The sequence below is a fragment of the Paenibacillus sp. BAC0078 genome (genome assembly GCF_054483875.1).
On sequence record NZ_JBTLRW010000014.1, the window covers coordinates 127,964 to 140,543 of the forward strand.

Annotated in this window: 8 protein-coding genes; 1 reads left to right on the plus strand and 7 read right to left on the minus strand. The window is 53.9% G+C overall.

From position 1 onward, the window contains the following. Positions 1 to 11: 11 nt before the first annotated feature. Both ACX1DY_RS22730 and iolC read right to left on the minus strand, forming a co-directional pair. Positions 12 to 1,472: a CoA-acylating methylmalonate-semialdehyde dehydrogenase gene (locus tag ACX1DY_RS22730; protein WP_458966473.1), complete on the minus strand. Its 1,461-nt coding sequence runs from the start codon at positions 1,470 to 1,472 to the stop codon at positions 12 to 14. A gap of 46 nt (positions 1,473 to 1,518) precedes the next feature. After that, positions 1,519 to 2,529: a 5-dehydro-2-deoxygluconokinase gene (gene iolC / locus ACX1DY_RS22735; RefSeq protein WP_458966474.1), complete on the minus strand. Its 1,011-nt coding sequence runs from the start codon at positions 2,527 to 2,529 to the stop codon at positions 1,519 to 1,521. 475 nt (positions 2,530 to 3,004) lie between these two features. Here iolC and ACX1DY_RS22740 point away from each other — a divergent pair, with 475 nt between their 5' ends. Continuing rightward, positions 3,005 to 4,384 carry a DJ-1/PfpI family protein gene (locus ACX1DY_RS22740; protein WP_458966475.1) on the plus strand — a complete coding sequence of 460 codons (1,380 nt, stop codon included), beginning with the start codon at positions 3,005 to 3,007 and terminating at the stop codon, positions 4,382 to 4,384. 93 nt (positions 4,385 to 4,477) lie between these two features. Here ACX1DY_RS22740 and ACX1DY_RS22745 read toward each other — a convergent pair whose 3' ends face one another. The 5 genes from ACX1DY_RS22745 to ACX1DY_RS22765 all read right to left on the minus strand — a co-directional run bounded on the left by ACX1DY_RS22745 (position 4,478) and on the right by ACX1DY_RS22765 (position 12,521). Further along, on the minus strand, positions 4,478 to 5,482 hold the full coding sequence (locus ACX1DY_RS22745; protein ID WP_458966476.1) for a LacI family DNA-binding transcriptional regulator: 1,005 nt from the start codon (positions 5,480 to 5,482) through the stop codon (positions 4,478 to 4,480). A gap of 433 nt (positions 5,483 to 5,915) precedes the next feature. Then, complete coding sequence (iolB, locus tag ACX1DY_RS22750; protein ID WP_458966477.1) at positions 5,916 to 6,746, minus strand: 5-deoxy-glucuronate isomerase; 831 nt, start codon at positions 6,744 to 6,746, stop codon at positions 5,916 to 5,918. 67 nt (positions 6,747 to 6,813) lie between these two features. Continuing rightward, on the minus strand, positions 6,814 to 7,833 hold the full coding sequence (gene iolG, locus ACX1DY_RS22755) for an inositol 2-dehydrogenase (RefSeq protein ID WP_458966478.1): 1,020 nt from the start codon (positions 7,831 to 7,833) through the stop codon (positions 6,814 to 6,816). Between the two features lie 391 nt (positions 7,834 to 8,224). Further along, positions 8,225 to 9,340, minus strand: coding sequence for a glycoside hydrolase family 88/105 protein (locus tag ACX1DY_RS22760; RefSeq protein WP_458966479.1), 1,116 nt, complete (start codon positions 9,338 to 9,340; stop codon positions 8,225 to 8,227). Between the two features lie 40 nt (positions 9,341 to 9,380). Continuing rightward, positions 9,381 to 12,521, minus strand: a complete 3,141-nt coding sequence (locus ACX1DY_RS22765) for an alpha-mannosidase (RefSeq protein WP_458966480.1) — start codon at positions 12,519 to 12,521, stop codon at positions 9,381 to 9,383. Between the last annotated feature and the right edge of the window lie 59 nt (positions 12,522 to 12,580).

Genomic DNA, 12,580 nt, shown 5'->3' on the forward strand with positions numbered 1-12,580 from the left:
CCTTCCACGCCTTACTGCCAGCGGGCAGTGACGACTTTTTTACGTGTGTAAAATTCAACCCCGTCGCTTCCATTCGCATGAAGATCGCCGTAGAAGGAATCCTTCCAGCCGGAGAAGGGGAAGAAGGCCATCGGTGCAGGTACGCCTACATTCACACCAAGCATGCCTGACTCGATATGCTCCCGGAAATAGCGCACTTTGCCGCCGTCGTTCGTAAAGATACACGCACCATTGGCAAACCGCGACGCATTGGCGATCTCAACGGCCTCTTCCACACCCTTAACGCGAATTACCGACAGAACAGGCGCGAAGATTTCCTCCTGCCAGATTTTCATGGCTTGGGTCACTCCGTCAAACACCGTTGGTCCGATAAAATAACCCTGTCCCTGCGCAGCGGCATCCGCCCGGCCGTCCCTGAGCAATTTCGCACCCTCGGCCACGCCCTGTTCAATATAAGCCGCCGTTCTCTCCTTATGGCCTTGACGGATAACCGGTCCAAGGAACGTATCGTCTTCCAGGCCGTTGCCGATTTTCATCCGGTCGCATTCACGCAGCAGGATCGAGATCAGCTCATCCGCTACCTCTTCCTGCACCGTTACCACGGAGCAAGCCATGCAGCGCTCCCCGGCAGAACCGAAGGCTGCGTTAACAATCTGCGTTGCCGAAGCCTCAAGGTTCGCGTCCGACAGCACGATAGAATGGTTCTTCGCCCCCGCGAGAGCCTGAACCCTTTTCAAATTCGCAGTTCCCTTCTTGTACACATATTCGGCCACCGGCTGCGAGCCTACAAAGGAAATCGCCTTCACATCGGGATGCTCCAGCAGGCCGTTGACAACATCATGCGCACCGTTCACCACATTGAGCACTCCCTTAGGCAGACCAGCCTCCTCCAGCAGCTCCACAAGACGCGCCGCCAGCAGCGGTGTCCGTTCTGAAGGCTTCAGCACAAAGGTGTTGCCGCAGGCAATGGCGAGCGGGAACATCCAGCAAGGCACCATCATCGGAAAATTAAACGGCGTGATGCCGCCAATAACACCGATAGGGTAGCGGTACATCCCTGACTCAATACCTGTCGCGATATCCGGCAGCTGTCTGCCCATCATCAGCGTCGGCACACCGGTTGCGAATTCCACACACTCGATGCCGCGCTGCACCTCGCCGTAAGCCTCTTTGAAGCTTTTTCCATTCTCCAATGTAATGGTCTTGGCCAGCTCATCCCAATGATCTACCAAAAGCTGCTGGTATTTGAACAAAATACGTGCTCTGCGCGGCACCGGAGTTTTGGACCATCCTTCAAAAGCCGCTTTCGCCGCCGCCACCGCCCGGTCTACATCAGCTCTGCTTGACAGCGGTACTCTGGCCAGCTCCTCACCCGAAGCCGGATTATACACCGCCTCGGTCTGCTCCGTTGCCGCTGCTATCCATTGCCCGTCTATATAGTTGTTCAGCACTTGTACCGTCTGCTGTCCCATCCTGTCCACTCCTTTGGCTCTAATTGTTATGTTGCTGTTGCTGCACTTACTCTGCGCCTGAGAAGATTTCCTCATTGGTGCTTAAAAACGTGTCCAATTCCTCCAAGGTCGGCATGGCATCCGAGCAGCTATGGCGGGAAATGACGATGGAGGCCGACGCGCTGCCGCGCCGCATAGCCTCGCTGACGCTGTCGCCCCGCATCAGACTATGAATGAAGGCCGAGGCATAAGAATCTCCAGCGCCAAACGTCTTCAGGACCTTAGCCGGGAAAATACCGCTGCGGTGCTTCTGCCCGTCCGCCGTGTAGGAGATGGAGCCGCTTCCGCCATGCTTGATGACAACCAGCTTCGCCCGGTGCGAGAACCAGCGGCTGGCCGTTGCTTCGTCGTCTGCACCAGTCACATTGTACAGATTCTCCATCATATCGAATTCCTCGCGGGTGCCGATGATGCAGTCGCATTTCTCAGCAGCCAGGTTATAATAAACCGCCGTCTCTGCGGCTGATTTCCAGGTATAAGGGCGGTAATCCAGATCGAAAAATACAGTAACATTATGCTTGCGGGCAAATTCCAGCGCCAGAAATACCGCCTCGCGGGAGGGGCTTTGCGCAAGGGCAGTGCCTGAGATCAGCAGCGCTTTGGATTTGCGGATATAATCCTCGGAAATCTCATTCGTATCCAGCAGCAGATCGGCCACATGGTCCCGGTACATCAGGATACTGCATTCCTGAGGGCTCTTTATTTCCGTAAAAGCAAGCCCGGTCACCGCACCGGTACGGTCAACGGTCACCTGGCTGTCGTCAATATGATTGTTCTGCAGATAGGTGCGGATAAAGCGGCCCATCTGATCATCGGCAATCTTGCCGATGAAGCCGGTGCGCATGCCCAGCCGCGCCGTACCGATCACAATATTGGCAGGAGAACCGCCGACATATTTGGTAAACGTCATTGTCTCTTCCATAGGTCTTCCGGTTTCATTGGCATTGAGGTCAATACAGAGCCTGCCGACGGCGATTAAATCCAGCGGCCGGGCGGGATCGAACTGTAAACCGTTCATAGTGACGCCTCCTTGAAAAGTTCCGTGAAAAGGATAAATCGGGAAAAATGGATTGAAATGAAATGGTGCACAATAATCATCAGGGGGGAGGGTAAGCGCTTAACCTAATTTTCTACTTAAGTATAGTTTAGAAGTGCAGGTTTGGCAATCCCGAATTTGAAGCGCTGTCATCATTGTTGCACGCCTGCCTGCTCGGATTTGCAAAGGACAGATGTCTCTTTGATTTTTAGGGTCCCGCTAGAATGAGAAGCGTTAGTTCTTCAATAGTCTCATTACAAGTTGCGCCTTTGTCACAGTTTTATTAAAAATATAGCCCTATCGAGTCATGCTAAAAAAAGAGAACAGACTAAGGTCCAGTGGCCGCTCCAACTTTTGTCGAGCTCCTCTTCCGAACCGCAGACTGATGATATGCTCATTTTGTTTTGTTAAATTTTTATGGGTAAGCAATCTATATTAACTGGAAGGAGCAAAGCAATTGAAAACTATATTACGCATCATTATCTATCTCATCGTTTTTGTCGTCGTCGTAGGGGGGACGGGTGCGGTCGGGTACATCAATACAATGAATGCCGGAATGTCGGTTTACGATAAAGCCGCCCCTGCATTGACGGATGTGCAGGTACCGAAATATGACGTGAACAAACCGACAGTGGCTGTGCTGCTGGCGAACGAAGTGACGGAAGTATTTGATTTTCTAGTCCCGTACGAAATGTTTGCGATGACTGAAGCTTACAATGTATACGGTGTTGCCCCCGATCGCGAAATTAAATCACTAACCGGCGGACTCGATGTCGTCCCGCATTATTCGTTTGATCAAATGGATACGATGCTCGGCAAAAGCCCGGACATTATCGTTATTCCGTTTATGCCGATTTTGGACGAGAAAAAATATGCACCTGTCCGTGAATGGATTCGGAAGCACTCGGGTACCAAGACGACATTGATCTCCATTTGCAACGGGGCTGAAAATCTGGCAGATACCGGCTTGCTGAACGGTAAATCGGCCGCGACGCACTGGGGAGACATCAACCGGCTCATTAAAAAATATCCGGAAATCCAGTGGGTGAAGGATCGGCGTTACGTCCCGCAAGGCAATATCGTATCTTCTGCCGGTCTGACATCGGGGATCGACGCTACACTATATGTCATCTCCCAGCAGTTGGGCGAGGCGGCAGCGAAAAAAGTGGCAAAAGAGATGAACTATCCCTCTTATGATTATGTAACGAACCCGCAAATGAAACCGTTCGTTGCCGGCTTGAGTGATATAACGTATGTACTGAATAACGCTTATCAATGGAACAAAGAAAAGGCAGGCGTGCTGCTGTATAACGGTGCCGATGAACTGGATTTGTCCGCCGCATTCGATACTTATGGCGCTTCCGGTACAACAACGACGTTGACTGTTTCAAGCACGAATGAACCGGTTGTAACGAAGCATGGCCTGAACCTAGTCGCCCGTTATCAGATACACAACATGCCGAAGCTGGCGAAAATGATTGTTGTCGGTGCCGATGCCGAGTCTGCAGCCGCCGACGATATCAACCAATGGAAGAATAGCGGCAGCAGCGCGAAACTGCTGTACTTGCACCGCGGTGCGGCGGATCGGTTTGCAATGGATCCGGCGTTCGAGGATTTGGCCGGGCAGGAGGATGTTCAGACGGCTAAATTTGCCGCTAAGCGGCTCGAATATCGCGCCACCGACCACCTAAAGCTGGAAGGCAGCTCCTTTTCTTTTGAAGCGTTTGGCATACCGGTTTTGCTCGGCGTCCTGTCCTTGCTCATCGCTTTTTTCATCGATCGGCGCTTCATCCGCAGGAAAAAAGGAGCTTCCACTGATATAAGCGCATCGAGATAGTGCTGTTATTGACGGCTCCTTGAATGACTTTCAATAACAAACTCATTTGGACTAAAAAGCCATACGACCGGGGCAACTGCAGTTAAAGCGTCATCATCCCGGACCCGTGGAATGACGGACAACCAGCTCAGGCATCAGCATGATCTTGCGTTTCGGGCTCTCCGGGTTGTCGATGGATTGGTTCAGCAGAATCATAGCCTGCTCCGTCATCTCGCGCAGGGGCTGGGCAATGCTGGTTAAGGTGGGATGACAAATATCAGCCAGCATCGTATTGTCAAACCCCACTACGGACAGATCGCGGGGAATGGACAGACCGGCGCTGCGCGCCTCCTTCAATACCCCGATAGCAAGCAGGTCGTTGCAGGCAAATACCGCTGTCGGCCGCTCTGCCTCCGGCTGGCCCAGCATCGCCGCAGCCGCTTTCCGGCCGTTCTCCAATGTGGCCGAAGTATGCGTGATATTAGCCGGGTTGTCAAAAGGGACACCCGCCGCCTTCAGCGCATCCAGGAAGCCTTCAGCACGCAGCTTGCTCCCCGGCAAATTGTCGGAGATGATACCCAATTTGCGATGTCCCAGGGACAGCAAGTATTCCGTGGCCTGGTAGCCGCCTTTATAATCGTCCACCGTGACGGAGTTGCACTCCATCATACGGATATCAGCCGAGAACAGCACAAGCGGCACATGATCAGCCAGCAGACGGCGGATCATGTCCAGGTTCCCGGTATGAGAGGCAATGATTAGGCCGTCCACCCGTTTGCGCAGGAGCAGCGAGATGTATCTGGCCGCCTTCTCATCGTTCCGGTCCGTGCTGCACACGATTAAGTCGCTCCCCTGTTCCTGGGCGTAATCCTCAATGCTGCGGGCTGCCTCCGCAAAAAAGGGATTGGCGATATCGGGAATCATCAGCCCGATTGTTCCTGTCCGGCGGCTCGTCAGCGCAGAGGCCACCAGACTCGGCTGGTAATTCAGCTCCTCCATGATACGGTTCACCTTCTGCCGTGTCTTGTCGCTGATCCTCCCGCTCTTGTTCAACACCTTGGACACCGTAGCGATGGAGACTCCCGCTTCCCGTGCCACATCATATATCGTAGGTTTCATCGTTAATAAGCCCGCCTTTGCGTTCATGCAATCTTATACCTAGATTATAGGGAACTCGCCAGACGGTGTCTATGAAGCCGTGCCGGGGAGTTGTCCAAAGCTAAGAACAGAGAAAACAAGGAAAACCGTTAAGTTGGCTAGCTTGATCTGAAATAACGGCAGAATTGCCGTTGTTAGAGTAAGACTGCCCGGTTCGGTCTGAAATAACGGCAGAATTGCCGTTGTTGGAGCAAGACTACCCGGTTTGATCTGAAATAACAGCAGAATTACCGTTGTTAGAGTAAGATTACTCGGCTCGGTCTGAAATAACGGCAGAATTGCCGTTATTAGAACGAGGAGGGGGAGTGGGGAAATCCACCTCAGTTATTCAACTAAATTCTGCGCAAAGAGGGGCCTCCGCCATACCGGAAGCCCCTCTTGTATCTGCCCTTGATTATTCCCGCTTATCCGGGCGGCGCTGCTGCGTCCCGAACAGCCATTCATGATCCGGGTCGTTATGGAAGACCCAGGTACGGACCGGGCCGGCCATCACGTTTAAATAATAAGAATCGTAGCCCGGCGGGGCGGATACCGGATGGTAGCCTTCCGGAACGAGCACAATGCTGCGGTCCGCCACGGCCATCGTTTCGTCAAGGCTTCTGTCATCATTGTATACCCGCTGCACCACAAAGCCGTGGGCGGGATTTACCCGGTGATAATACGTCTCTTCCAGATAAGACTCTGCCGGCAGATTGTCCTGGTCATGCTTGTGCGGAGGATAGCTGGACCAGTTGCCCCCTCCCGTGCGCACCTCAACAACCAACAGGCTCTCGGCTTCACTCTGCTCGGGAAGAATGTTGACCACCCGCCGCGACATGCTGCCAGAGCCGCGGTCCTCGGCCACAGCATCGGACGGAGCGATCAGCCGCGGGGCATATTTGCCTGTTGCCGGAGCAAGACAGACGGCAAGCTCCAGTTCCGTCAGAGCGGTAACTTCATATTGCCCTCCTGCCGGAACGTACACCGCATACGGCGGCATATCCTCAAACACGGACATGCGTTCACCGATGCCGGCGAAAACTATACCATCTGCCTTTACGTCCGCCTTGCCCGCCAGCAGCACCAGGCAGACCTCGTTCCCTTCCGCGCTGCGGGTAAGCAGCTCCCCAGCTTGCAACTGATATACTTCAAAACCTACATATTTCCACCCGGCGCTCTCCTTGCTTACGGCCGCCACCAGTCCATCCTTACCGGGCGCTCCGGCCTTAATGACTAAATCGGGCATCTTCACCGGCCTCCTCTGCCTTTATGTGTGCATCCGCTTACAAAACCTGTGTTGCCAGCGATATTCCCTATACGGCACCATGAGACAGCTTGACCGGAAGCCCGGTGCGGTGCGATTCCTTTGCCGCTTCGGCAAGGCGCTCCGCCTGCTGCCCGTCAATGCCGCTGCAAATGATTGGCTCCTGCAGGCGAACCGCCTGGGCAAACGCGGCAACCTCATCCGTGAAGGCCTGGTTGTACCGCTCCAGGAAGAAATGCAGCGGCTGATCACGCGTGACCGATGCCGCAGTGGAAATCTCCACCGTGGTCGGACGGCAGTTGTCGGCGGTTGCCGACCCGTGGGAGCCGAACACCTCTACCCGCTGATCATAGCCGTAGACGGCCTTCCGGCTGTTATCAATCACGCAGATCGCGCCGCTGGCGAAGGTCAGCGTAATCACAGCTGTGTCTACATCTTCACAGCGCCCGAACATCGGATCAACCAGATTGGCGCCCCGGGTGTACACTTCAACCACTTCCTCGGCCATCAGGTAGCGGGCCATATCAAAATCGTGAATCGTCATATCCATGAACATTCCGCCGGAAGAGCGCACATAAGCCTCGCCGGGAGGCTGCGGATCACGCGACGTGATCTTCACAACATGCGGCTTGCCCAGTTCTCCTGACTGAACCAGCTGCTTGAGCTTGCGGAAGCTCGGGTCCATCCGGCGGTTGAAGCCGACCTGAAGCAATACGCCTTCTTCCTTAACAATCTCCAGCGCCCGGCTGGTCTGTGCCGATGACAGGCTGATCGGCTTCTCGCAGAAAATATTCTTTTTGGCGCGGGCAGCCTTCTCAATCCAGGTTGCATGAGTATCCGTCGGCGTGCAGATGAACACCGCTTCGATCTCAGGGTCGTTCAGCAGGTCTTCCCCATTCACAAATACGGAACCCAGGTTCCGGCTCTCCGCCCAGGCCAGCAATTCCTCGCCTACTACAGCCTCAGCGATTGATTTTAGTTTAAAAGACGGCATCACACGCAGATTATCCGCATGAAGGCGGCCGATTCTGCCTGCGCCGATGATGCCTACTACGATTGAATTTACCATTTTCGCTTATCCTCCTTGAAGGGTAAGCGCTTAACCTCTCCCGAGATCAGTATACTCCAAGTACCACCATGGCGACAAGCAAATCTTACTCTTGCCTTCAAAATTTCAGGAATAAATAACTAAGGTGGAATTTCTCCCCTTCATTCCGATGAGTGACCTCCCCCCGGAGGGTTAGCGGGAAAAACTCCACTTATTCCCTTCTAAAATCACTGATTGGGTGAAAATGGAGAGGATTAAGTCTACTTTTTCCATATAATCACCAAAAAATCAGTGAAATTTGCAAATTAGGTTTCCTTTTTCCACTTCATCCAATCTCGCAGTTCATTTCGTAAGCGATTGCCCTGATGGCAAAGCCGATCTTCTTGTCGCCGGATAGCTGCCTAACGCGAGTTCAACAGTGCTGCAACGCTTCTCCAAGCGCAACCAAAGCCATCGCCTGCCCATAGGCCATAGGGGCAATAATAATTCCCTTATAATCTTCTTTGACAGCCCCGATTGGTGTACCGCCGGATACGCCCAGCACTGTACCCTCACCGTCAATTCTGTCCAGCACAGCCTGAATCGCTCTCATAGCCTGCTCTGCATATGCCTCCGGCAGCAGTCCCCTGCGCACACCATTCAGAATGCCAGCTGCGATAGCCGCCGAGCCGGATGTCTCAGTATAGCTCTCCGGATCATCCAGCAGCGTATGCCACAGCCCATCCCCGCTCTGGCAGGCCAATAAGGCCTCCGCCTGTGCCTGCAGGGTCTGCTGCAGGTAAGTGAAGACTCCGCTGTCCAGATACGGGCGCATCAGCTCCAGGTATTCCGGCAGACCGAGCGCGAACCAGCCGTTGCCGCGGCACCAGAAGGCTTCGCTGAAATTATGACGGCCGCCAAAATGCCAGCCGTGGAAGAACAGCCCTGTCTTTTTATCATACAAGTATTTGATATGCAGCAGCAGTTGGTGCAGCGACGCTTGCCGCCACTCGGCATTGTCGTATTTCACACCCATCTTCGCCGTGAACAGAATCGCCATAAACAGCGTATCAATCCAGATTTCATTTTCATGAAGGTTAATTTCATGCTTGCTTGCCCCCGTGGTGACATGCTGATACCCAAGCTCTATCGTCCGCGGCAGGCCATTCATCAGCCAATCGGCCCATTCAAGGCTCAGCTTCTCCGCCTCCTCCATTTCCATCAGCGACAACAGCGGGGCAGTTGTATTGATGTTCCGGCTTGGCAGCCCCTTCTCCAGTTGCCGGGCCATCCACGGCTTCGCATAATCCCGGTAACGGGTGTCCCCGAAATGCCGCTCAAGCTTCTGCAGACCATATAACCCCACGCCCTGCGGCCAGTCCCATTCCTCCATACCGAAGTCACGGGCAAAATATCCCCGCCGTCCCGCATCCTCCCCTAAACTCTGCAATTCTGCTTCGTTATCCGGCCGCTCCAGCTTCAGCAGCTTATCTGTCACCAGGCTCAGCTTCTCCATAATTTCGGTCTTGTTCACCAGGCATTTATTCATCTATTGTTCCGCCCCTCTCCCGCTGTATGTTGGTCTTCTCTCAGTTCTGTCTCTTCCCCATATCTATTCTAAAAGTCTTGATTTCATAAGGCTTAATCTGAAATGCCAACTCATCCTTCCGCCACTCTCCCTGCGGCTCCTCCAGCAAATTACATTCCTGCCATGACGTCACTCGATAGGCGCTCTTCACGCGGACCCGGGTCTGGGAACCAGCGTATTCATGCAGGCGCAGCACTACATGGCTGCCATCTTCCGAACGCTTAACCGCATCGACCAGCACGTGGCTACCCTCGATGGCGAATAACGCCTCACCCTTCAATTCTCCCGGTACGGTACGCAGAGGATTATTAAGCTCCCAAGCCTCCTGAACCACTCCTCCATCCACAAAATCACCTGTATGCGGATAAAGCGCATAAGTGAAGGCATGCTGGCCCTGATCCTGCTCTGGATCTGGATGAACTGCCGATTTCAGCAGCGTCAGCCGCAGCACGCTGTCCTTAATGTCATAGCCGTATTTGCAGTCGTTGAGCAGGGCTACGCCATACCCTCTCTCGCTGACATCGGCCCACTGGTGGGCTACCGTTTCGAAGCGGGCATAATCCCAGCTTGTGTTCCAATGGGTTGGCCGTTTAACATTGCCGAATTGAATATCGTAGGTAGCTTCCACAGCATGGATATCCACCGGGAAGGCCGCCTTCAGCAATTGATTATGCCCATGCCAGTCGATCTCTGTCTTGAAGTCAATTCTGGCCGTATCGCGGTAGAACACGATTTGCTGGGTAATCGTTGAGGCATGATATGTCCAGTCCATGCGCAGGACAGCTCTAAGCGGACCATTCTCTACTAGAGAGCATTCGGCAAGCTGCGAGATTTCAATCATTTTCTCCTGGTAAAAAATATCAATATCCCAGGCTTCAAAATCCAGCGGCTTATCCTCAAATACTTGAAGCACATTTCCGCGCTTCCCGGGCGCCAACAGCTCGCGGCCGTTCCGGCGGTCGTACATCGAGGTGAAATGGCCCTGCTCATTCCAGACAACCTCATACAGCGGTGTTGTCAGGCGGTTGCTACCGACTTCCGCAAGCGGTGCTTCCCCTGCCAATCGGTTCTTATCCTGTTCTCCTCGTCCATATTGCAATACAGCTGTGCCAAGCGCAGGCACGGATGGAACATACACCAGCCAGCCGCCGTCTGCCGTCCGCTGTTGCTCCAAGAGCTGCCCAGCCGCATCATGAATGGCGGCGGCATCCGCAGCCTCACCCGGTAGCTCGACATAACGCGGGCGATCCCAAATTGAGCTGTTCAGTAGCGTGAAGTATTCTTGCTCTCCGGTGCTCAGTCCAGCTTCGCTGCAGCCATTAATCAATGCTAGCGACCGCGCCTCCCCTTCCGCATATTCAAGGTCGCTGTCCTCGTACACCTCTTTAATCGACGAGCCGGGAATAATATCATGGAACTGGTTGCGCAGCAGAATCTCCCATATACCGCGCAGCTCTTCCGCCGGATAACCGGTTTCCAAATCGCCGCGTCTCACACCGGTCAGCGTGTGGAGCCACTCTGCATCCCGCAGCAGCAATTCCAAGCGCCGGTTGTATTTTTTGTTACGGGCTTGCGAGGTGTAGGTCCCCCGGTGGCATTCGAAATACAACTCGCCGTTCCATGTATGCACATACGCTTCAGAATTCTCAATACGTTCATGCAGCCCGTCAAAATACTCTCCTGCGCTGCCCATATTCAGCTTTGGAATCCCCGGAAGCTTATCAAACCGCCGCCTTAGCTCCAGCATTTCCCGCGTCGGCCCTCCTCCCCCGTCACCCCAGCCATAGGTAAACAGCAGGTTATCGTTGATTTCCTTGTCCTGATACGAATTCCAGATTCCCCGCAGCAGCGCGGCAGTCATCCGGCCGTTGTACGTATACGCATCCCCGTTCTTCTCCGAGGTTGTGATGAAATGCGTCAAAATTTCGGAACCGTCAATCCCCCGCCACCAGAAGGTGTCATGCGGCATCCGGTTGAACTGGTTCCAGCTAATTTTGGTTGTCATGAATGTGGAAATGCCCGACTTGCGCAATATCTGCGGCAGCGCCCAGCTATAACCGAATACATCCGGCAGCCATAAATACTTGCTCTCGATGCCGAATTGTTCACGGAAGTAACGTTTGCCCGCTACAATCTGGCGGACCAGGGATTCACCGGACGGGATGTTGCAATCCGCCTCCAGCCACATGGCCCCTTCCGCTTCCCAGCGGCCTTCCTTGATTTTGCCCGAGATCCGCCCGAATAGTTCTGGATAATCACTCGCCAGATAGTCGTACAATTGCGGCTGCGTTTGCAGGAACTGGTATTCTGGGAACTCATCCATAAGCCGCAGCGCGGTAGAGAAAGACCGTGCAATTTTCTCCCGTGTATGCTTTAGCCGCCACAGCCATGCGACATCTATGTGGGTGTGGCCAACGGCGGTAATCGTCACATCAAAGGTTTTGGGCATGGCATCCACAGCATGGTTCAGGCTGGCGCCCGCCCGGTACAGCGAAATCCGGTGCGCCTCCGAGCCGGGTTCCGACCAGTCAATTTCCCGGAACGCATCGTTCAGCGCCTTTTTCAGCCATTGCTTCTCCGGCTGGTCGCCGCCCAGATAGCGGTAAGTGTCCAGTGCCGCCTGCGACAGATAACACAAATCATCAATCGTTTCATCCAGATAACCAATCATCGCCTCGCTGATCCGGTGCTCCTGGATAACGGGCTTACCCCCACCCTCCAGGCCGGACCACAGCCGGAAGACCAGCTCCACTGTCTGTCCGCTTAGCTCCTCGCCAAAAATGACCTCCCGGTGGTTCGTATCAACCCCTTGATAAGCCACCCCGTTCACAAACAGCAGCGATTCAAACCCGGAGTTGTTGAAGCTCCCCGACTTGCCGAAGTCGAACCTTCCGGCGATCTTGAAGCCCGCTTTGCTTGCGGGAAGCGCCACCACGGCACGCAGCCAGACATAACGGTCACGCCCGCGCCAGTGCTCATTTATCTTGATTTTGCCGTCAAAAGAAACAGCCTCCGGATATACGCCGTTAGCTCCGTCCTCATCCTCTGCAAGCTCCAGCTCCTCAAGCTCAAGTACCTTGCAATACCTGTACTTCCCGATTTCGGCCTGACGTTTGATTAGCTTTTCTTCTGTCAAAAACATTCTCTCCACCCCTTGTATCCGCTTTCATATCGCCACTATAGCAAATCTCCCCGCTCAAA